Consider the following 19717-nt stretch of genomic DNA (forward strand, 5'->3'; position numbering starts at 1 on the left):
CATTCGACGCACGTCAGCCGAAATTTTTATTACCACATAACAGCACGAGGTAATAATATGAAAGTGATGAGCTATAGGGTCATACTAAGAAAGGAACCAGAGGGAGGTTATACGGTAATAGTTCCCTCTCTTCCCGGTTGTGTTACATACGGGGAGACGATAGAAGAAGCAATAGAGATGGCAAGAGAAGCTATCGAGTTATACCTAGATAGTTTAAAAGAGCATGGTGAAGAGATACCAACAGAGGAAGGGACTTTGGAATATACCCTGATGGCTTATGCCTAAACTTCCTACACTCATTACTCAGAAAATATCCCGGTATTCCGATTCGATCGATTGCACAGGATTTACCGCATTATATTATCTCATAAAATTTTTATGAAAATATTCTTCGCTGGTTCCATAAGAGGAGGGCGGCAGCTTATCTCCACTTACGAGCACATCATCCGCTTCCTTAAATCGCATAATTACAACGTCATAAGCGAGCATGTGGCTTCAGAGGCTCTTGAAAAAGTGGAAATTAAAATGTCAGAGCCGGAGATCTTCCAGAAGGATACAGAATGGATCGAAGAGAGCGATTGCATGATTGCCGAAGTCACGGTTCCATCGATCGGGGTGGGATACGAGATTTGCCATGCGGTCAAGCATCACAAACCCGTACTTTGCGTGTATCAAAAAGGAACGAAAGCTTCCGCGATGGTACTTGGGAATGCGAGCGTAACAGCAAGACAGTATTCGGATAAGAAACAACTTGAAGAAATACTGCTAAATTTTCTGGAAAAAAAAGAAATTGCGTGATGTGAAGAAATCACATCACTTTGAAATTTTACTGACCTTCCATGAATGGGCTCTTGACACCTGTCAAGACTGCCATTACACGTACTCTGCCAGTGAGCTGATCATCGACTTTTGCGCCCCAGATTACTCTCTTTGTGTTCGGGACTTTGTCCATGATCAATTCGCCTGTGACCGCGACCTCTTCAAGTGTCAGGTCTTCGCCTCCCACGATGTGGATGAGCACACCATAGGTTGCTGACATATCCGAGATGTCAAGCAGTGGAACTGCAAGTGCCTGTGAGACTGCCTTCGCTACTCTATCCTCGCCGTCGCCTTCACCGATGCCGATTGCTGATATTCCGCCCCTCTCCATGACCGCGCGAAGATCTGCGTAGTCCAGGTTGATAAGGCTTGGCTGGGTGATCGTCTCTGTAATGTTCTTGACGAACGCTCCGACCAGCGCATTTGCTACAGCAAGTGCCTCTTTCAGAGGTAGGTTCCCGGCTACTTCCCTTAACTTTGAGTTATCGATCACTATCGTTGAGTCGCAGCTCTCAGTAAGTGCCTTTATGGCTTCTCTTGCCTTTTCTCTTCTGAACTGCTCGATCTTGAATGGGATCGTAACGCATGCGATTGTAAGAGAACCAATTTCTCTTGTCACTTCAGCGACAACGGGTATTGCTCCTGTGCCTGTTCCTCCTCCTAATCCTGCTACCAGGAATACAAGGTTTGTACCCTCCAGTTCAGCTTTTATTTCTGCCAGGTTCTCTTTGGTTGCCTGGGCACCCATTTCTGGGTATCCTCCGCACCCGTGTCCCTTGCATAATTTCTCACCAAGTAAGATCAACTTATCAGCTTTACTCATTGTACTTAAGTGATTTACATCAGTGTTAGCTGCGATTATCCTTCCGCCGGCCATTCCTTTTTCTGCTATCCAAGTCGTAATATTGCATCCAGCACCACCAAGCCCGACTACGGCCACAGATGGTTTTGATGTCCTTACAAGCTCTGCTAACTTTTCGTTAACCATATTATAGCCTCCTTGACTAAAATTGTGGCTACTCTCTTTACACCTTTTAAGTATATAGATATTATTGATGAACGGTGCTGGAAACGGCCTTATTTCTGTTTTGGCGGCCAATTTTTTTCCATCCATCCGGGGATGCGTCCTGAGTCCGGAGGACCTATCATTACTCGAAGTCCTGTGGCATCCTCGACATCTCCCTGCAACCGCGCGGCAAGCCCCGGTAGAATGAGAGTACTATGAGATGTCTTCTCCTTGAAATCAAACTTGGCTTTCTGGAATGTATCATTGATCTTTGCCGCGGTAAGCTGTCCTCCGGCTACGGAGGCTTCCACTCCTATGCCATCGGTATCTACCGCTGCAAGATAACAATTTATTTTATTGGAGGAAAGATCGCTCTCCACGGTATAATATGTTAGAGCAAAGTTGGTGGTGACTATTACAGGTGAATCCTTCATGGGAGTTCCAACCTCATTGACCCCAGGAGCTACCTTGACCGGCGTTCTGGGATCGGTGTAAATGGTATCCCGCAGGTGGACCTCAGGCAGCATGGCATAAGGCTCAAGGCTGTGAAGTATCATAATGTCCCCGTATCTCACTATGAAGACCGAGGCAAGCACCGTTTCCCAGTACGAGGCCGTGACTGCATCCTTATAGACGAGCCACGCGTTGAGCGGAATAGACATGAGAGGGTATGCTATGTCCTTCTGTCCCTCTTTTATCCCTGCCCGTCGAAGCTTGGTGAATTTCTCAAATGTCTCTTTTAGCTGCTTTCCCTGAGGGTATGTGCCCGGGTCAAGTACAAGGTCTTTTATTCCCATTTCGCGAAAAGTAAGGGCAAGCGATTTGAGCTTATCCAGGTCTGTCGAGAACAACACTACAGGGACTTTATAATTTAAAGCCAGTTCGCTAACTTCTCCCCAATTCTTCTCCGTAGCCGCATATATTAGTGGATTCTTATCCTTGACAACCTCAAGTCCTGCCTTCAGGACCGCAGGATCAAGAGAACATAGAATGAGGGGGAGTTTTGTTGTTTCGCTTGTTTTCCTTACCACGCCCGCGAACTTCAGGGCATCTCCTGAAACGCACCTTACTGCCACCATGTCCACCTTAAGGAATTTTCCGACATAGAATTTCCTGAAGTTCGAGATCTTATTTATTCTATCAACCAGCTCCTGTTCAGGCAGGGTATCCCAGACATCGTAAGCAAACGCCGTTGGGTCAAAGAAGGTCAACTGGTGGCGGTAGAGAACGTCGTCCCCGCCTATCTTCTTTGCAGTTTCTCCAACACCTATTATGATCTCACGGATCTCCGGGGCAAGGAGCGTCTGCAGTTCCAGATATTTTTTCTGGTATTCATCCTTCAGAAGAGGCGGGCAGTCATCCATTTTTTTTGACCTGTCGATGAGATGGGCGGCAAACGCCATGCACGTCGCATCCCCGCATTCGGCGCAATTTATCTGGGGCAAGTATTTATAGACCTGAAGAGGGCTGTTCAGCTTCATTATAACACCGCCGAGACCCAGTTATCAATGTTCGCCGGCTCGCTTTCCTTTTGGCCGTATAGCATCAGCGTTATCTCTTTGAGCACCTGGACTGCGGTCGGGTGCATCATCATGAAAAGATCGTTCCCGGCAAGGGATAGTGTCAATCCCGTGACGATTTCCCAGATCGGGCCCCTGTACTCTCTCGGGCCCCAGTCGGAATCCTCCTTCAGAGGCGAGGAGACCATCCAGGCCTCACGCGCACCCCATGCATTGGTAGTGCCGCTTGACATCGGGAAATTCAGCTCGGTATCGCCTGTCAGACCTGCAAGCCTTATTCTCTCCATGTTCGTATAAGCGTAATCAAGCCCGTATCCAAGCGCCGCTGTCGTGGGATCCATCAGCATATTCTCACGGGCTACGCCACACTGTTTCATTAATTTCCGGTTAAGTTCCTTCTGCGCATTTATCTCAAGCTGCGTCCATGAAAGCACGACGTGATTGTATTTCTTCGCGGCTTCCGCTATCCGCGCATAGTCAAGGTTCAGGCTTGCGGAGGCAAGAAGACAGCGCTCGCCTTCTGCCACTTCTGCCGCTTTCTCAAGTACTGCGGGGTCCTTCTCAGGATTGCCGGAGCCCCCGATCACAATGGGTACATCCACGGCCTGGAGCACTTCCTCCACGGTTTTCGCAGCCTGCGCAGGCGACGTATCCTTGATGTTAGGGTCTGTGCTTATGAGATGGATCGTGACCATGTCCGCACCGAAGTCACGCACGACTTTCTTTGCCCACTCCGCCGGGCTGTTTATCACGTCCTCATAGTTGGATTTGACAGCCTTTGCCATATTGATTGGCATATCGAAAACATCCATTGTGATGTGATTCCTGTGAGGCATTGCGGAATCGAAATAATAGGGAAGTGCGTTCTCTCCCCCCAGGGTTACAGTGCTCTTGCGCGAGCCCCCATCGGACGAAGTGGCGCCCAGCACGACCTCCTGTATCGGGGTTTTCCATTCTTCAGTTTTTTTTATGCTGAATTTTGATTCTATAAGCTTGCTGAGCCTCATGGGTTTTGGCAGCCCGCCAAGCATCTGGTCAACAGGATAGCCAAGAATTCTGGATATATTCATTAAGTGAAGGGCTAACTGAGCTGTCTCATGCCCCAACGCATAAGCCATCTGAGGATTAAGGCCTGCCGCGCCAAGGTCTATCTCTACATCGCCTTCTATTTTCACTCCCTCAAGAGCTTCGATCTCACCGCCGAACAGGCTGCCAAGTTCAGAGAGTTTAATCTTTTTAGTCATTCTTACATCCCATTTTGCATTATTAATCGTCCAAAATATGACAGGCTACATATATACTTTTACAAAAAGATTCACCTACACTGCCTGAGTACCTTTTCAAGTTCTTCCGAAGCAATATTGATCTTTTTGCGTATGGCATTGATCTCTCTCCCGCAATCATCGAGTTTTCCTTTAAGCACTTTCACCTGGCGCTTAGTTTCCTTCGGCGCAGGACCCCCCAATACCGCTCGCTTCTTGATATTTCCCACAGAATCGAGGGCTTCTTTTACGCTTTTTTCAGTCAAACCTCTTTCACTCAATTTTTCATTCAGGATTTCTAATGAGAGCTCATCCAAGTCAGAGAGTGTCGGAGTCTTCCCGCCTTTTGCGATCATTCCCACTATATGATGTGCTGTCCGAAACGGGATACCCGTGCTGCGCACAATGGTATCCGCAAGCTCTGTCGCGGTCATGAATCCCATTTCCGATGCGTCTCTCATCTTTTCTTCTTTGACCTTCATCGTTCCAACCATTCCCCGTGCCATGCGCGTTGAAGACCGCACCGCATCAGCGGCGCGCCACAGATGCCAGGTGGCTTCCTGGAGGTCGCGATTGTAGCTGTATGGAAGCGCTTTGCATATCGTCAATACAGACATCAGAGCGCCGTGGACCGTTCCTGCTTTTGCGCGCATGAGTTCTGCAACATCCGGATTTTTTTTCTGCGGCATTATGGAAGATGTGGAAGAGTATGTATCATCAAGTTCGATAAAGCTAAATTCTGATGAGCTCCACAGGATGAGTTCCTCTGCAAGGCGGGAAAGATCCGTCATAAGGTTGCTGAATGTACTTATGGATTCGATCATGAAATCGCGCGTGCTTACAGCATCCATTGAATTTTCAAGGACTGCGCCGAAGCCCAGCAACGCCGCCGTTCTCTGCCTGTCTATCGGAAAACCCGTGGAGGCAAATGCTGCTGCGCCGAGCGGGTTCTGATTAGTGCGCTCGTATGCACCCCTGATGCGTTCAAGGTCGCGCAAGAAAGCGTTCGAATGGGCAAGAAGATGATGCGAAAGAGTGGTGGGCTGTGCATGCTGGGTATGGGTAAAGCCCGGCATAATGGTTTCGTGGTGATTTGAAGCGGTGCTGAGGAGGGTCACGATGAGGTCTGAGACTTCTTCCATAAGGTTTATGAGTTCATCCCGAAGCGAGAGCCGGATACACGCTGCAACCTCATCGTTGCGAGATCTGCCCGAATGCATCCTTCCGCCAGTATCCTCGCCCACAAGTTCAATAAGCCGCGCTTCTAAGGCTATGTGTACATCTTCGTAGGTTGTGTCAAGAGCGGAGATCCCCTCTTTTCGGATCTTATCAAGTGCAGTAAGAATGATAGAACAAACCCCGTCAGTAATAATGCCCTGTTCATTGAGCATTATAACATGGGATTTATCGACTTCTATGTCGGAGTCAAATATTCTCTTATCTGCCTCCATGGATGATGTATAAAGCATCGCGTCTTTATCCGGCTCTATCGTAAGCCGCCCTCGTCTCAATATATCCATAGTCTCCCTAATTCATGTCATTATAAATATAGACTTCCCATGTAAATGTTAGAAGAAGGAATTTGTGCTAAGATCCAGAATCCAATCTGGATATACTCCAGTTCTTTCTACTGATAACATATATAATTCTTAGAGGTAGCATTTGGACACGTGTACTTGCCCCTTCTATTGACCCTAAGTTTTCTTTCAGGCTCGTTGATGAAACTCACCGACGATATTATGGACCGGAACCTCCGCATTTCACACCTGTTATCCATACCTCCAGGGCTTGCGTACGGGTTATTTATGGGATATCTGATGATCGCAGATGCAAATGCAGCGGTTCTCTTTGGAGGGATCGTTCTCGGCTGCCTGGTGACAGGAAAAATAAATGGCATCGGTCATTATTTCGGTCTCACCGGTATACTTGCAGTGCTTTTCATGAAAGGTATAAAGCTCTCTCCGCTCGTCTTTTTAATCGCGGCGCTGGCTGCCCTGGATGAAACTGGAGATATGATGCATGTCAAAAAGTTCACATTCATATTCGATTACAGGGTCATCCTTAAGCTCGGGATACTTGCCCTTGTCATTCTGAATATCGCGGGGATCAACGCTCTGCTTATCCTTCTTGCATTCGATCTAGCCTATATCCTTACGGAAATGATAGGCAGGAAGCTGGCATGAGATATGATGTTGTTGTCATCGGCGCCGGGCCTGCAGGTTCAATTGCGGCTATGCATCTTTCTTCACTTGGCCACCGAACCCTGCTGATAGACCCCCTGGAAACGAAAAAGGTATGCGCAGGGATACTCACTTCACAGTATGCCAGGAGATACGGGATAGAAGATGTTCTTGTAGAAAAGGAATTGAGAGGTGTCAGAATATCGGTCCATGATATCAGGGCGGAAATAACCTACAGGAAGGCGGTTGATTACTCCATAAACCGCGCGTTATATGATTCCTTCAATCTGGATCTGGCTCTTGCTGCGGGTTGCGAACTCAGGAAAGAAAGGGTCTTATCATTGGATGAGAAGGAGTCCGCTGTTGTGGTCAGGACAAGAAAGGAACGTATCATCGCAGATTATGCCATCGTCGCAGCAGGAGCATCGGAATTGAGCGCACTCCATGGAGGCACCAGAAGGTATGCGTTCTGCGTCCAGCAAAAAAAAGACCAAAAACCCGGCGATTATTTTGAAATGGAGCTGCATAATGAGGGATACTCCTGGATAGCCCCAAAAAAAGAGCACGTTCTTACAGGCACTTCCTCGCTCCGTGATTACCCTGATATTCCCGGAGAAAAAGCTTTGATACCCCTCGAACCTATGAAAAATTCATTTTCCGGAAGATGCCTTCTTGCCGGGGATTCTGCGGGATTCGTATCCCCGTTCGAAGGGGAAGGGATCTATTATGCCAGGCGATCGGGCGAGATCGCCGCTGAAACGGTATCCTGTGCCATTTCTGGCAAGAATGGATTGGAAGAATATGAAAGATGCTGGAAAAGAGAATTCGACTTTTCCACATTGAAAATACTTTCCCGGCTATTATCAGGCGATAATGCCAGGGAAGCGTTCGTGAGAGCTATAAGGGATGATGATAGATTTAATAAGCTTGTAGAAGATATTCTGACTAAAAATAAAAGAAACGGTTTAAAGATTGCCCCTTTCCTGATAAAAACATTGGCTCGTATATAAAATATATAATCTGATAAATCCTTAGGTAATAAAATATGACAGAAAGCATACTCTGGTTGGCCCTCGGCCTGCTTGTAACAGCTTCGATCATCCCGAGGCAAAATGATCTCAAATTCAAGTTTGCAGGTGCTGGTTGGGGGTTTTTTGCAGTGCACTGGGTACTCCAGTCACCGCACTATGCGCAGGTTGAAGACTATGTTAATGTGGTCCTGACAATTGTTGCTGCTGTGTTATGTGTTTTTATAGGGTATGTCATGATACGCAAAGATAAGAGGATCCTCAGGGACATCAATGGCATAAGCACCACGACGTCCCTTTTTATGGCCACTACTGCAGCAGCTATCGGAGGTATCTCATATTTTATCTTTTCCGAGATCCAGACGATGAATACTTGGATCATCTCAACGGTGACCGATCAGACTATCTGGCTTGCATCGCTTGTTGGCGTTACGATAACGAAATTGGACTGGAACATCATAGCGGTCAACGGCTACAAGGTGGAGATCATACTTGCATGCACAGCGATTGAAAGCATTGCGCTGTTCATAGGAATTATCGCATGTGTCAATACGCCAATTAAAAGGCAGGCGCAGGCATTCCTTGTTTCCGTCCCCGTTATTTACGGCCTGAACCTCATTCGAAACGTGTTCGTGGTCGATGCCTATGGAATGACCTGGTTCGGAAGCCCCGACATGAGTTTTTATATCGCGCACACGGTCATAGCAAAAATAGGTTCCCTCATAGCGCTATTTTTAATAGCCTGGGCTGTCCTGAAAATACTCCCTGAGATCATAGACATGATAGATGGTATTATGAACCTGGTCGGGGGAATATTCAAGAATGCTGGCTAAGGGGTCATTATCCTGGATCGGCGGTGCAATTCTCCTTGCATTCGCAGCCGGATATGCTTTCATTTATTCAGGTCTTGCTTCTATGATGTTTGCTTTTCTATTTGGCATTCTAGTGATCCTAGCTATCTTTTTCATCATTTTCTTCCGCGACCCGGAGCGAACGCCTGAGGGGGATGAGAACGATGCCGTTTCACCAGCAGATGGGAGGGTCATATCTATGCAAGACAGGACAATCTGCATTTTCATGAACATCCACAATGTGCATGTGAACCGGGCGCCTCTAGCGGGCACAGTCACCCATATTGATTATAAACCAGGCGGCTATATCCCTGCTTTCAATAAGGACTCGTATGTGAACGAGCGCAACCATGTTGTAATGAAAACAGAGCATAGTGCTCTTGAGATCACCCAGATAGCAGGTGTCCTGACAAGGCGCATAGTCTCTTACATCAGCGAAGGGAGCGAATTGAAAAGAGGTGAGCGCATAGGCATGATCCGTTTCGGTTCGCGCGTGGACGTGATAATCCCGAAAGGTTATGAGTTCACAGTCAAAGTTAATGACAGGGTCAGGGCGGGCGAGACGATTATCGCAATGCTGAAAGAGAAAAATAGGAGATGAAAATGGGAGAGAACATCCTCAGACTCATAAAACCTGCCGATATAATAACCCTCATCAACGCATTACTGGGATTTTTTTCGATAATATTGATAATTCAGGGACAGTTCGAGGGAGCGCTTGTGGTGATCCTTATTGCTGTAATAGCTGACGGCGCAGACGGCGCGGTGGCGAGGTACACCGGGTACGGAACACTTGGTGCGAACCTGGATTCCCTTGCAGACGTGATATCGTTTGGCGTTGCCCCTGCAGTTGCCGCTTTTGTTTATCTCAATGGGTCCGGCATTTTTCCGGGTCTTTTCCTGGTCTGCGGCATGCTGCGTCTTGCAAGGTTCAACGTGGCAGGTAAAAAAGATAGCTTTGAGGGCATACCAATAACTTCGGCGGGTTTTCTCGTGGCACTTTTTCTCCTCGCGAGGGATTACATACCATATGTGGAATATGCTTTTTCCCTGCTTCTTGTTATCATTTCTCTCCTCATGGTCAGCACGATAGGTTACCCCAAATTAAAAAGCCCCGCTATCCTGGCACCGATGGGGATACTGCTTGTTCTTGATATTGTTGTTTTCTATTTTGGGTACCCGGATATGGCCAAAATCGCATCCTTAATATTGCTTGTCCTTGTATGTGCTTACATATTGAGTCCGCTTGGACGGAGGTTCTATGGCAGAAGTTAATGAGCGGGATATAGCGGTCTTCGAAGCCGGGATCAAACTCGGAGCGCTTTACCACCAGTTCGTGGGAACACCCATCAATACGGAAACTATTGATGACCTTTCAAGAGCAATGGAGCAGAGCGTGGTCCTGCAGCCGTATGTCAGGAGCGTGAGCGTTATGATAGACCGTGAGATGGTCGAGAAAAAGCAGAACCCGAAGTTCGAATACTGCGAGCTTGAGGGGAGGATGCTGCACGTGACCCTGCAGGTGCTTTACAAAAATATTATTGCGCATGTGGAACTTGCATACGATGAAGAACTGGATTATCCGATGATGAAAGTCAAGAAGATTGAGGAGATGTAAACTGGAATCGATATACCAGCAAAAAATTTAATGAATTTTATTTTACTTTGCCAAATATTTTTAATATATAATATGTCGCAGCAGGCAAGACTGCAATTTTGACTACAGTATCTATACTAAGGCCTGAAATAAATTGAATAATCCGTTCGATATTAAAAATTGCATATGCAACAGCGATCACCAACGCTACAATTATTATTGGACTTTTTATCTCTCGCCACTTTATTTGGCTTTCTCCAAAATATTCACTAATTTCTTTTACTATAGGCCTATATCTTGAAAAATATTTATTTAGTTCGTCTTTAATTCCTTCTGGGGTTTCGGTAATGTTGCCACCAATAAGCTTTTCCATAATTAGAGAATATGAGTGAACTATTTCTGAATCAAACGCTCTGATTCCATCTTGGTCGTTGTAAAATATGATTAAACTTAATGAGTAAGTAGATGGGCTTTGATTTTTTGCGTATTTTATTAAAACAGTTTCGTTAGGTTCCCTATAAAACTTATACATTTCTTCAAAATCAACCCCACCAATGTATTCAAATGTTAAAATTTCGGTAAGAAAAAATTTTACCAAACTTTTTGTCTTCTTAGCATCAGCTTCAACCGTGAAAGAAATGGTTTTTATGTTTTCAATAACTTTATCGTCAATTCGAATGCCAAAGAATCTGATTAACTGGTAGGAATATATGTGAATAATCAAAGAAACAATAAAAGAAAAAAGTAAAATTACTAAGTATGAATCTCTAATTGTAGGTAAGTTGAGTAATTCAGGCTGTCTGAAATTAGCCATTAACACAAAAAAGAACAGTGAAAAAATCATTGCTGTAAAATAGACAAGTTGTTTGGTTTTAACGTACAGTCCTTTATACGCGATTAAGAGTATAATTGGAATAAATACTATCGGAAAAAAGGCCGATATTAAAAGGAGATTTTCAAGTTTTGAATAATAGCCACCTATAAGAAAGATAATTACTAAGCATAGAAAAGATACAATACAATTTGTAAGGGTTTTTCTGTCTTCAGGCATAACATGAGTTAATTAAACATTATTGTTTAAATTAGTTACTATATCATATAATAATGCATAAATAAGATTAACGTCTTAAATACTCTCATGACAACTGTGACAGTTTCAATTAAGGGGACGGATATATCCCAAAAAAATTAAGGGAGATGACAGAAAGCTCATGGTTTTTCAGAAAAACAAAAAAAACAATCATGTAGCTGAGCAGAAGGGAGAACCCTCAGAACTATTCGTCAGCGCCTCACCGAATGCCGTTGATAAAGCCTTAAAAGCCTCCCATGACATTGATGAGGCAAAGCTCAATAGAACTGTTGCATAATTCGTGAAAATATGCCCCTCACCTTCCGCATCGTCCTCGTTGAACCCCTCCACAGCGGTAACGTGGGTTCAGTAGCCCGCGTGATGAAGAACTTCGGCTTTTGCGAGCTTGTTCTGTTAAATCCCTGCGAGCTTGATAATCCTGCCCGCTGGATGGCTGTGCATGCTTATGATATAATCGAGAAGGCAAGGATCGAATTTTCTCTGAAAGATGCAGTAGCTGGCTCAAATGTTATCGTGGGAATGACGGGACTTCCCGGCAAAACCGATAATAAACACATGAGAATTCCCGCGATTTCTCCTCGTAAGCTCAAAGAAAAACTCACGGGCAAGAATGGGGTCATTTCGCTGCTTTTTGGAAGGGAGGATGACGGGCTCCACAACGATGAGCTGGAACTATGCGACCTGATCGTGAATATCCCGACAAGCCCGGATTATCCAAGCATGAACCTGTCCCATGCCGTTTCTGTCGTCCTGTACGAATTGAGCGATGTGCAGGGCGGGAAAGATTACCTTGCAGACCATGTTGATATTGAGCTCTTATACGAACATATCGAGGATATGCTTCTGGACATCGAATATAAAGAACATAAGAAAGGAAAAACCAACCTTATGCTGCAGAGAATTCTGGGGCGGGCCGAGCTGACCGGGCGCGAGGTCCAGACCCTGCGCGGGGTGCTGCGCCGCATACAGTGGAAATTGAAAGGAAATAGCGATGTTGAAATATAGTCAAAAATCCATTTTTGATTATGTTCCATGGTAGTTAGGTTTTTAAGTTTTAAAGTATGGTATTGACGGAGTCTATGGAAAATCCCATTAAACTAATACTCGCCTGCTCATTCGGCCCGAAACCCAGGATCGCAGAAAGCCAGATGATCAATCCTTCGGAACTCAAAGGGGATCTCAAAATGGCTGAGTTCATCCCGTATTTCATTGTGGCATCCATCGAAGTAGGGAACACGACCACGAAATGCATCCTCACAGCAACAAACATGAAAGAAGGGCGGACCCGGATTTTAAACAAAACCGTCAAAATGACGCGTGATGTCAGGAAGCCCAAACCAAACGAACGGATCTTCGGCACAACGTTGAGCGGTGTGTCCCTGACAAAGGAATCTATTGCTGAACTCGTTCGAGACACGCTCCTGGAAGCACACGATGCTGTCAATCTTGATATCAGGACAGACCTTGATTTTGCAGTGAGGTCGACAGGGGTGGTTGCGGGTTTCTCATCCCCCCATGAAGTTGGAGAGTTCATAAAGGCGCTCGCGGATGGCTGCCTTCTTGCTGGCATCCCGCCAAAAAAGATGGTTCCTGCCATGTCCATAGACAACATACCCGCAAAATTCAAAGACCATACGCTCATTGATAAGATCGTATTTACGGGTGCTGTGGGAGGGGTTCTCCCACCGGTAGGCTCCACGGGGGTTGAAATCGTGGCGAACGAGATGGAAGGTGAACTCTCAACAGCAGGTATCAAAGAAGGTGCAAAATGGGCCGGTATAGATTTCAGGAATCCTGTTTTCTCGATGGACTTTGGAACGACGCTGAAAGGCCGCATCACCAACGACGAGATCCCATACGCCATGACCATTGCCAACCTCTGCGGCTACGCGGGAGCCATCCCTGACGCCGTGATCAAAGGCACGGGTCTGGTGGATAAAAGATACGGGGCGGCACTCGACCTGTTTCACGATAATAAAGAGGTCATGATCTGGCTTTCAAAAAGCAGAGTTATTCAGAAATATGCCTCGATGATCAATTCCCTGATAACCATCGATCTAGTTCCCCTGGCGAGGGACAGGTATGGAAGCGTCCCGGTTGATCCGGCAGCGGCAAAGAATATCGGAGTCACCCTTATCGGATGTGATGTTGGAGTGAACGGAAGTCTTATGCCCGATCTTTCAGATATTGGAGCTGAGATATTTTCAAAGCACGGTTTAAAGACAATGTTCGCCACACTCGATCTTGTTTCAGCGATGATGGTTGAGCGCCTTGTAAGGCTGGGTATTGATAATAAACTTATTTCCGAGAAAACATCGATAGGCTTGACGGGCAGGGCGGCCATAACCGGCTGCAAACCTTATCTGATATTGAGATGTGTCGAAAAGCTCGGGATTTTTAAAGATGCGAGAGAACATGTTGTATTCGTGGACGACGGGCTTGCCCGGGGGGCGGCTGTGATGGCACGATGCATGAACTCGATGGGCGTGCCCGGGAACCCCATAGGTGGGATAAGGGGCGGCGGATGCGTTCTCAGCAAGCGTATAGAATATTATAAAAAATCGAAAGAGGTGAATACTGTATGAAAGCGCTTTTATTGATGGGATGCCCGGAGCTTCCCGTCCAGACCTCTTCGGCATTGTATATCGCAAATAAATTGAACCTGGAAGGTTTCGAGGTGACCATCGCCGGGAATAAGGCCGCGATCAGCCTGCTTTTGAACTCTGACCCTGAAAAACATTATGTCAGGAAGGTTATGGACATTGACAAATGCATTGGCGCCCTTGCTGAAAAGAAAATGGATTTCGACCTGTGTTTTGTGTTCATTCACAGCGACAGCGGTATTTCATATCTGGCAACGGTCAAATCCCTGTCAAAAGGTAAAACCGTTGCCGTGATTTTCGGAAAAGAGATAGAGCCGCTCATCGAGGCAAGCGGGGATTCCATAATCATTGCTGCAAAGGCCGTGCATAATCCTATGCCGCTGCGCATTCAAATAGACGGGGTGAGGTCTTGGGCTGCATTGACGAGATGAATTATGAGATACTGCTGCCCAATAGCTCCTTCAAGGAATGCGCTGAGTACATAAAGAAGAATTTCAAGGAGATATATTATGTCGAAGCGGGTTTCAAGATTTTCGAAAATTATTTGATCGGGGTTCCGCCGATTCCGATTGCTGTTGACGGTGAGGATATTATTATGCCATATGTCAAGCCCTGCCACGGGTGTTTCGTGCTCAGGATTCCGGGGAAGGAAGAAGTGGAGAGGATGAGGAAGGGGAAGTAAGAGTGAAGGAACCAGGAGATAAGCATTTTCGGATACAGTTCGGCATGGTGCGAAGCAGCTGATAACTTTATATATCACCTGATACAAAATTATATCACATGCTACAAGAATATACCACCTATCGCGTCATCACGCTATTTTTCGACCAGCCCACAAGGCACTTTCAGCTCAGGGAGATTTCGAGGATGCTCAAGCTCGGAATGCCCTCGGTGATAAACCACGTAAAAAAACTTGAAAAAGAGGGCTTAATCAATAAAGAGAAAAGAGGGGTCTATGAGAGTTATGTTTCGGGAAAAAATGACCTGTTCAGGATTTACAGGAGAAACGACATCTTGTTCAGATTGTTTGAATCCGGGCTGGTTGATTATCTCGCGGAAGAATTCATGCCCGACACAATAGTGCTTTTCGGTTCGTGCGCCAGGGGTGAGGATATAGAAACAAGCGACGTGGACCTGCTGGTGGTTGCAAAAGAAAAAGAAATCGAGCTAAAAAAATTCGAATCTGTGCTCAAAAGGAAGATATCTCTCCACTTCGAAGAAAACGTTTCGCAAATTCCGAAAGAATTATTAAACAATATAGTCAATGGCGTAGTGGTCTATGGTTATCTTACGGTGTTTCAATGATATCGTGGAAGGAATCGCAGGAAGAGGTTAGAAAAATCAAGCCTGACAGGCAGATGGCTTCAGCAATACTTCGCATGATCGAAGTCAGGATGCAAGCGCTGGAAGAGCTAAAAGGCAGGCGCGAGTTCGCCTCCCTCGTCGTGGAGGATTATTATGAAATAATAAAGGAAGCGCTGACGGCTCTAATGGCAATAGACGGTTATAAAACGCTGAGCCACGAGGTGCTGATAGCATATCTGAAGGAATTCTATCCCCGGTTTTCAGATGCGGAAATCTTGCTTGCGGATAATCTAAGGCAGACGAGAAACAAAATCGCATACAGAGGGTTTTTCGTTTCCCCTGACTTTGTTGAAAGAAACGATGCAAAAATGAGGGAACTTGCACTGAAAACAATAACTGTTCTGAAAGAAAAATTAGAAAAATAAATCTAATGCAGTAATCTCTGCTTCGGCAAAAAATTTCCTGCATCAACCATCATGCCCGCTCGGAGGACTCTATGGGCTTTCTCAGTTCGTCAACGTTTTTGAAAGAAAGAAATTTCCCTTTTTTTTCTATTTCCTGAAGCCTTTTGACGTATTCAGGGCGAAGTTCATGAATGTCCCCGCTTATCGCCTCCACTTCCTCCTCAATTATGCTCACATTTTGCTTGATAAAAGAGAGGTCGCTTTGTATCTGCTTTAAAACATTAATTTCCACTGTTTCGCCATGCATTTCTTCTGTTTCCATAGGTTCAACATAACTTATGCATGATTATTTAAATAGATGTAGCAGGAGGGCAGGCGCACAGAGGCTGTGTATAATTCCTCTCAGTAAGCCTCATCTTTCGTCAGCAGTTTCAAACTCTATGCAGTTACGTCACTTTTATTTAAAACCCAATGAACTCCAATCGAAACCAATGGAACTTAACGCAAGGTAGATAACCACAATTACGACTATAATTGTAATCAAATAATAAAAAACCATTCCTGGTATTAACTTTGATGGTTTATACAGGTCATCATGTTGAGACGGAGAAAACAAAGCATCATGAATCATTTTCAATATTTTAATACCATCAGATTCTTTTTTTTCGTCTGTCATATTCTTAATACACTATTTGCTAACCCACTTATTTAATCGCACACAAGAACAGCAGAAAATCAGATTTTAAAATGGAAGCCAACCCGCGCCATCGCATTTGGGATGATGCTTGCAGACCCAGTTACCACTTATTGGATCCCACTTTATTTCTTTTTCCTTATAGGTGTCACCACAATGTTTACAACGAACATGCTTTTCTGATTCTAAATCTGGATGAAAAGGAGGTATTGTTCCATCTTTACGCGATTTCATATCCTCAGATTGCTTACTTCCAGGTATCATAATACCCAAAAGATTATTTTTCAACCTTAAAAACATTAGTACACGCAAGAACCTTGTATATACGAGCGCAAGCCGTATTAAAAATAAGCCGCAATATGGGGTAAGTGTTTAGCTTCCTATGCGTTAAAAAATATGAGTCTTGCACCCTTACAGTAATCAATTTCCAGGCCTGTCACTTGATCGCCATCAAACTGCGATTATCTCAAAGAACGAATGAAAGAAGAAGATTTAGTGATGGATTTGATAAAAATATAAAGCTCAATTTTCCCCATTTGTGAACCATTAACTATATCAAAAATTATAGAATAATGAGTATAATAATTAATAGATGCATATCATGAAAAATATGGAATGTAATCAGTTCGTCTAAAAATCGGCAGGTGCCAGATAGCTTCTTATGGTGAGGACTCCTTGAGTTACAAGGAGTTTGTAGTGTCAAAAATCAATGTAAAAATCAAGGAAAGGCTCATATATGATTAATGCCCTTTTTCATAAAAAAACCGGGGTGATTTCATGAAAACAACGAAATCGTTGTGTCCTGAATGCCTTTCTGTGATCGACGCCACAATATTCGAAGAGCATGGAAAAATGATGCTCGAAAAAACATGCAGCAAGCATGGTTCCTTTAAAGATATTTACTGGTCTGATCCTGAACAGTTCAAAAGGTTTGACCAATACTGGCATGATGGGACCGGAGTTGAAAACCCGAACGTATCCATCGATGGAAATTGCCCCAAATCATGCGGGTTATGCCCTTCCCACAAAACAACCACCATCCTGGCAAATATAGATGTCACCAACAGATGCAACCAGACCTGCCCCGTATGCTTCGCGAATGCCGAAGCCGCAGGTTATCTGTACGAACCCTCGCTGGAGCAGATAAGGGCAATGATGCAGATGCTCCGGAATGAGAAACCAGTTCCATGCCCTGCCATCCAGTTCGCAGGAGGCGAACCGACGGTACGCGAGGACATAGTCCAGATAGTAAAGATGGCAACGGAATTCAAATTCACACAGGTGCAGATGGCAACTAATGGCATTAAAATTGCCAAAAGCCTGAAATTTTGCCAGGATTTAATGGCTGCAGGCTTGCACACGGTCTATCTGCAATTTGACGGTGTAACCGAAGAGCCGTACAAGATCAACCGGGGGTTCAATGCCCTCCAGATCAAGCTCAAAGCCATAGAGAACTGCAGGGCTGCAGGCCTGAACAGTGTTTCCCTTGTACCCACGCTTGCAAAAGGTGTGAACGATATGCAGGTAGGGGATATAATACGATTTGCGGTCAAGAACGTGGATACCGTCAAAGGCGTCAATTTCCAGCCCATTTCGTTCGCGGGCAGGATAAATATGAAAGAGAGGATGGAAAAGAGGATAACAATACCTGATCTCTTCAAGCTTATCGAAGAACAGACAGACGGGGCCATCGTAGCAAAGGACTTTTATCCCGTTCCTTTCGTTGTGCCGATCTCGCATTTTACTACTGCCCAGGGGGGAATCCCCAATATAGAGTTCACCGTGCATCCTCACTGCGGCACAGGAACATACATCTATGTCGAGAATGGAAAAATGATACCGATTACACGCTTTATTGATGTGGAAGGGCTTATTGAACATGTCGAAGAGCTTGCTAATACCGGAGATAACTGGACGGGCAAATCCATCGGCAATATAAAAAGGATGGGCAGTCTGATCTCTGCGCTGCCTAAGTACATCGACCTGGCGAAAGCCCCGAAGTCAGTGGATGTGAAAAAGCTTTTTGTTGATGTCCTGAAAGAGGGAACGGGGGACGCTATCAAGGAATTCCATCGCCACACGCTCTTTTTAGGGGCCATGCATTTCATGGACCTGTATAACATGGATCTTGAAAGAGTAAAACGATGCGGCGTCCACTACGCTACCCCCGATGGCAGGGTCATCCCGTTCTGCACTTATAACACGATACACAGGGTTGAGGTCGAACGGAAGTTCGCTGTGCCGCTTTTAAGGGCAAGGGTTTAGAAATTGGCGAAATGAAAAGCGCCTCTGGGGAACCGCTCTATCTCTCTAGATATTTTGACGTAATTAGCGATAAACTTCCTTCGCAGTTCATTATCTCCGGGTCGGTTAAGATTGATTTCAAAAGGGATGCTCCCCTTTCCGAACTCTGGGAATTGCATGACAAAGCGATGATGTCTTATCGCGAGAGATTTGATGAGACCTTCTCATTGGCCGGACTCGTGCGGGCCCAGCCCTCGCTGCTTGACCTGAAATCCGCCATCGCAGATAGGATCCTTGAGAGCTGCCTTTTCTGCGAGAGGCGGTGCGGGGCGAACCGCAGAAAAAAAGAGGTGGGATACTGCAGGTGCGAGGCTGTTTCACATTATTCAGCGGAGTTCCTGCACCACGGGGAGGAGCATGAACTTGTGCCTTCGCACACGATATTCTTCACGGGCTGCGATTTTTCCTGCGTTTACTGCCAGAACTGGGAGATCTCCACGGCGCCACAGAGCGGGATTTCCATACTGCCCCAGGAGCTTGCGGGAGTTATCACGCTCCGGCGCAAATACGGCTCGCGGAATGTTAATTTCGTGACCCCGACCCCTCATACCCATATAATACTGAAGATCCTGAACGGCCTGAAGGTCAATATTCCTGTGGTATGGAATTCCAACATGTATTATTCAGAGGAGATAGCACGGCTGCTTGAGGGCGTCGTGGATGTGTACCTCGGGGATTTCAGATATGGAAATGATGGATGCGCAAAGAAGTATTCAAACGCGCCCGATTATTTGAGAGTTGTGAAAAGGAATTTCAAACTGGCATATTCGAATGGTGAGATCCTGCTAAGACAGCTCGTTCTTCCAGGGCATCTTGATTGCTGCACGAAGCCGATAGTGGAGTGGACGAAAGAGAATATCCCGAAAGTCAGGTTCAACCTGATGTTCCAGTATCGCCCTGAGTACAGGGCTTATGAGTATCCAGAGATAAACCGAAGCCTCACTGCAGAGGAGATGCAGAGGGCTCTTGACATGGTGAAAGAGGGGGGGCTTGAGGATGTGCTGGTCTAATTACGGTACCATGTCAAAAATTCACTTCAAGATAAAGAGATTGC

General features: G+C 45.6%; 24 protein-coding genes. 17 read left to right on the forward strand and 7 right to left on the reverse strand.

Translation table 11 applies throughout. From position 1 onward, the window contains the following. The first annotated feature begins 57 nt into the window (after positions 1-57). Together O8C65_05195 and O8C65_05200 are read left to right on the forward strand one after the other, a co-directional pair. Complete coding sequence (locus tag O8C65_05195; protein MCZ7356308.1) at positions 58-285, forward strand: type II toxin-antitoxin system HicB family antitoxin; 228 nt, start codon at positions 58-60, stop codon at positions 283-285. A gap of 93 nt (positions 286-378) precedes the next feature. Beyond that, positions 379-798, forward strand: a complete 420-nt coding sequence (locus O8C65_05200) for a nucleoside 2-deoxyribosyltransferase (protein ID MCZ7356309.1) — start codon at positions 379-381, stop codon at positions 796-798. Positions 799-826: 28 nt separating this feature from the next. On the opposite strand, the gene ftsZ is transcribed toward O8C65_05200, so the two are convergent. From ftsZ to argH, 4 genes are all read right to left on the reverse strand, one after another. Beyond that, positions 827-1807 carry a cell division protein FtsZ gene (ftsZ, locus tag O8C65_05205; protein MCZ7356310.1) on the reverse strand — a complete coding sequence of 327 codons (981 nt, stop codon included), beginning with the start codon at positions 1805-1807 and terminating at the stop codon, positions 827-829. A gap of 89 nt (positions 1808-1896) precedes the next feature. After that, positions 1897-3306: an acetyl-CoA decarbonylase/synthase complex subunit gamma gene (gene acsC, locus O8C65_05210; GenBank protein ID MCZ7356311.1), complete on the reverse strand. Its 1410-nt coding sequence runs from the start codon at positions 3304-3306 to the stop codon at positions 1897-1899. Continuing rightward, positions 3306-4589: a CO dehydrogenase/acetyl-CoA synthase subunit delta gene (gene cdhD / locus O8C65_05215; protein MCZ7356312.1), complete on the reverse strand. Its 1284-nt coding sequence runs from the start codon at positions 4587-4589 to the stop codon at positions 3306-3308. The genes acsC and cdhD overlap by 1 nt, the downstream gene beginning before the upstream one ends. A gap of 71 nt (positions 4590-4660) precedes the next feature. Further along, positions 4661-6127 (reverse strand): argininosuccinate lyase, encoded by a 1467-nt coding sequence (gene argH, locus O8C65_05220; protein ID MCZ7356313.1) that lies wholly within the window; start codon positions 6125-6127, stop codon positions 4661-4663. 198 nt (positions 6128-6325) lie between these two features. Between argH and O8C65_05225 the strand changes: the two genes are divergently transcribed. From O8C65_05225 to O8C65_05250, 6 genes are read left to right on the forward strand one after another with little or no spacing between them, the layout of a single operon-like run. Then, positions 6326-6790, forward strand: coding sequence for a hypothetical protein (locus tag O8C65_05225; GenBank protein ID MCZ7356314.1), 465 nt, complete (start codon positions 6326-6328; stop codon positions 6788-6790). Further along, complete coding sequence (locus tag O8C65_05230; GenBank protein ID MCZ7356315.1) at positions 6787-7797, forward strand: NAD(P)/FAD-dependent oxidoreductase; 1011 nt, start codon at positions 6787-6789, stop codon at positions 7795-7797. The genes O8C65_05225 and O8C65_05230 overlap by 4 nt, the downstream gene beginning before the upstream one ends. A 35-nt stretch (positions 7798-7832) precedes the next feature. After that, on the forward strand, positions 7833-8648 hold the full coding sequence (gene artA / locus O8C65_05235) for an archaeosortase A (protein MCZ7356316.1): 816 nt from the start codon (positions 7833-7835) through the stop codon (positions 8646-8648). Next, positions 8638-9267 carry a phosphatidylserine decarboxylase gene (locus O8C65_05240; protein MCZ7356317.1) on the forward strand — a complete coding sequence of 210 codons (630 nt, stop codon included), beginning with the start codon at positions 8638-8640 and terminating at the stop codon, positions 9265-9267. Before artA ends, O8C65_05240 begins: the two co-directional genes overlap by 11 nt. A gap of 2 nt (positions 9268-9269) precedes the next feature. After that, positions 9270-9941 (forward strand): CDP-diacylglycerol--serine O-phosphatidyltransferase, encoded by a 672-nt coding sequence (gene pssA, locus O8C65_05245; GenBank protein ID MCZ7356318.1) that lies wholly within the window; start codon positions 9270-9272, stop codon positions 9939-9941. Continuing rightward, positions 9928-10284 (forward strand): dihydroneopterin aldolase family protein, encoded by a 357-nt coding sequence (locus tag O8C65_05250; GenBank protein ID MCZ7356319.1) that lies wholly within the window; start codon positions 9928-9930, stop codon positions 10282-10284. Before pssA ends, O8C65_05250 begins: the two co-directional genes overlap by 14 nt. Positions 10285-10321: 37 nt before the next feature. On the opposite strand, the gene O8C65_05255 is transcribed toward O8C65_05250, so the two are convergent. Continuing rightward, entirely contained in the window at positions 10322-11314 is a 993-nt protein-coding gene (locus O8C65_05255; protein MCZ7356320.1) for a hypothetical protein, read from the reverse strand. Positions 11315-11474: 160 nt separating this feature from the next. Here O8C65_05255 and O8C65_05260 point away from each other — a divergent pair, with 160 nt between their 5' ends. The 7 genes from O8C65_05260 to O8C65_05290 all read left to right on the forward strand — a co-directional run bounded on the left by O8C65_05260 (position 11475) and on the right by O8C65_05290 (position 15686). Continuing rightward, positions 11475-11630 (forward strand): hypothetical protein, encoded by a 156-nt coding sequence (locus tag O8C65_05260; GenBank protein MCZ7356321.1) that lies wholly within the window; start codon positions 11475-11477, stop codon positions 11628-11630. A gap of 11 nt (positions 11631-11641) precedes the next feature. Beyond that, positions 11642-12358 (forward strand): RNA methyltransferase, encoded by a 717-nt coding sequence (locus O8C65_05265; protein ID MCZ7356322.1) that lies wholly within the window; start codon positions 11642-11644, stop codon positions 12356-12358. A 143-nt stretch (positions 12359-12501) separates the two neighbouring features. Continuing rightward, positions 12502-13938: a methanogenesis marker 14 protein gene (locus O8C65_05270; protein MCZ7356323.1), complete on the forward strand. Its 1437-nt coding sequence runs from the start codon at positions 12502-12504 to the stop codon at positions 13936-13938. After that, on the forward strand, positions 13935-14387 hold the full coding sequence (locus O8C65_05275; GenBank protein ID MCZ7356324.1) for a DUF1890 domain-containing protein: 453 nt from the start codon (positions 13935-13937) through the stop codon (positions 14385-14387). Before O8C65_05270 ends, O8C65_05275 begins: the two co-directional genes overlap by 4 nt. Beyond that, entirely contained in the window at positions 14366-14638 is a 273-nt protein-coding gene (locus O8C65_05280) for a DUF1894 domain-containing protein (GenBank protein MCZ7356325.1), read from the forward strand. The genes O8C65_05275 and O8C65_05280 overlap by 22 nt, the downstream gene beginning before the upstream one ends. A gap of 98 nt (positions 14639-14736) precedes the next feature. Next, positions 14737-15261, forward strand: coding sequence for a nucleotidyltransferase domain-containing protein (locus O8C65_05285; GenBank protein ID MCZ7356326.1), 525 nt, complete (start codon positions 14737-14739; stop codon positions 15259-15261). Next, positions 15258-15686: a hypothetical protein gene (locus tag O8C65_05290; GenBank protein MCZ7356327.1), complete on the forward strand. Its 429-nt coding sequence runs from the start codon at positions 15258-15260 to the stop codon at positions 15684-15686. The genes O8C65_05285 and O8C65_05290 overlap by 4 nt, the downstream gene beginning before the upstream one ends. A gap of 49 nt (positions 15687-15735) precedes the next feature. Here the strand turns inward: O8C65_05290 and O8C65_05295 are convergent, their stop codons facing one another. Together O8C65_05295 and O8C65_05300 are read right to left on the reverse strand one after the other, a co-directional pair. Then, positions 15736-15987, reverse strand: coding sequence for a hypothetical protein (locus O8C65_05295; GenBank protein ID MCZ7356328.1), 252 nt, complete (start codon positions 15985-15987; stop codon positions 15736-15738). A gap of 135 nt (positions 15988-16122) precedes the next feature. Then, the gene (locus O8C65_05300; protein ID MCZ7356329.1) at positions 16123-16341 is read right to left on the reverse strand and encodes a hypothetical protein; all 219 of its coding nucleotides are present in this window, start codon (positions 16339-16341) and stop codon (positions 16123-16125) included. A 795-nt stretch (positions 16342-17136) separates the two neighbouring features. On the opposite strand from O8C65_05300, the gene O8C65_05305 reads away from it, so the two are divergent. Both O8C65_05305 and O8C65_05310 read left to right on the forward strand, forming a co-directional pair. After that, positions 17137-18624 carry a radical SAM protein gene (locus tag O8C65_05305; GenBank protein ID MCZ7356330.1) on the forward strand — a complete coding sequence of 496 codons (1488 nt, stop codon included), beginning with the start codon at positions 17137-17139 and terminating at the stop codon, positions 18622-18624. An 11-nt stretch (positions 18625-18635) separates the two neighbouring features. Next, a complete protein-coding gene (locus O8C65_05310; GenBank protein ID MCZ7356331.1) occupies positions 18636-19673 on the forward strand; it encodes a radical SAM protein in 1038 nt (345 codons plus the stop codon). Positions 19674-19717 lie beyond the last annotated feature (44 nt).

It is taken from the genome of Candidatus Methanoperedens sp. (genome assembly GCA_027460535.1).
Taxonomy (GTDB): domain Archaea; phylum Halobacteriota; class Methanosarcinia; order Methanosarcinales; family Methanoperedenaceae; genus Methanoperedens.

Bases quoted from the DNA above. Each gene is read 5' to 3' on its own strand.
- O8C65_05250 (MCZ7356319.1), top strand. From the start codon at position 9,928: ATGGCAGAAGTTAATGAGCGGGATATAGCGGTCTTCGAAGCCGGGATC.
- O8C65_05305 (MCZ7356330.1), top strand. From the start codon at position 17,137: ATGAAAACAACGAAATCGTTGTGTCCTGAATGCCTTTCTGTGATCGAC.
- O8C65_05200 (MCZ7356309.1), top strand. From the start codon at position 379: ATGAAAATATTCTTCGCTGGTTCCATAAGAGGAGGGCGGCAGCTTATC.
- O8C65_05295 (MCZ7356328.1), bottom strand. From the start codon at position 15,987: ATGGAAACAGAAGAAATGCATGGCGAAACAGTGGAAATTAATGTTTTA.
- O8C65_05195 (MCZ7356308.1), top strand. From the start codon at position 58: ATGAAAGTGATGAGCTATAGGGTCATACTAAGAAAGGAACCAGAGGGA.
- O8C65_05230 (MCZ7356315.1), top strand. From the start codon at position 6,787: ATGAGATATGATGTTGTTGTCATCGGCGCCGGGCCTGCAGGTTCAATT.
- O8C65_05255 (MCZ7356320.1), bottom strand. From the start codon at position 11,314: ATGCCTGAAGACAGAAAAACCCTTACAAATTGTATTGTATCTTTTCTA.
- O8C65_05270 (MCZ7356323.1), top strand. From the start codon at position 12,502: ATGATCAATCCTTCGGAACTCAAAGGGGATCTCAAAATGGCTGAGTTC.
- pssA (MCZ7356318.1), top strand. From the start codon at position 9,270: ATGGGAGAGAACATCCTCAGACTCATAAAACCTGCCGATATAATAACC.
- O8C65_05260 (MCZ7356321.1), top strand. From the start codon at position 11,475: ATGGTTTTTCAGAAAAACAAAAAAAACAATCATGTAGCTGAGCAGAAG.
- cdhD (MCZ7356312.1), bottom strand. From the start codon at position 4,589: ATGACTAAAAAGATTAAACTCTCTGAACTTGGCAGCCTGTTCGGCGGT.
- argH (MCZ7356313.1), bottom strand. From the start codon at position 6,127: ATGGATATATTGAGACGAGGGCGGCTTACGATAGAGCCGGATAAAGAC.
- O8C65_05225 (MCZ7356314.1), top strand. From the start codon at position 6,326: ATGAAACTCACCGACGATATTATGGACCGGAACCTCCGCATTTCACAC.
- artA (MCZ7356316.1), top strand. From the start codon at position 7,833: ATGACAGAAAGCATACTCTGGTTGGCCCTCGGCCTGCTTGTAACAGCT.
- O8C65_05240 (MCZ7356317.1), top strand. From the start codon at position 8,638: ATGCTGGCTAAGGGGTCATTATCCTGGATCGGCGGTGCAATTCTCCTT.
- O8C65_05275 (MCZ7356324.1), top strand. From the start codon at position 13,935: ATGAAAGCGCTTTTATTGATGGGATGCCCGGAGCTTCCCGTCCAGACC.
- O8C65_05300 (MCZ7356329.1), bottom strand. From the start codon at position 16,341: ATGACAGACGAAAAAAAAGAATCTGATGGTATTAAAATATTGAAAATG.
- ftsZ (MCZ7356310.1), bottom strand. From the start codon at position 1,807: ATGGTTAACGAAAAGTTAGCAGAGCTTGTAAGGACATCAAAACCATCT.
- O8C65_05310 (MCZ7356331.1), top strand. From the start codon at position 18,636: ATGAAAAGCGCCTCTGGGGAACCGCTCTATCTCTCTAGATATTTTGAC.
- acsC (MCZ7356311.1), bottom strand. From the start codon at position 3,306: ATGAAGCTGAACAGCCCTCTTCAGGTCTATAAATACTTGCCCCAGATA.
- O8C65_05285 (MCZ7356326.1), top strand. From the start codon at position 14,737: ATGCTACAAGAATATACCACCTATCGCGTCATCACGCTATTTTTCGAC.
- O8C65_05290 (MCZ7356327.1), top strand. From the start codon at position 15,258: ATGATATCGTGGAAGGAATCGCAGGAAGAGGTTAGAAAAATCAAGCCT.
- O8C65_05265 (MCZ7356322.1), top strand. From the start codon at position 11,642: ATGCCCCTCACCTTCCGCATCGTCCTCGTTGAACCCCTCCACAGCGGT.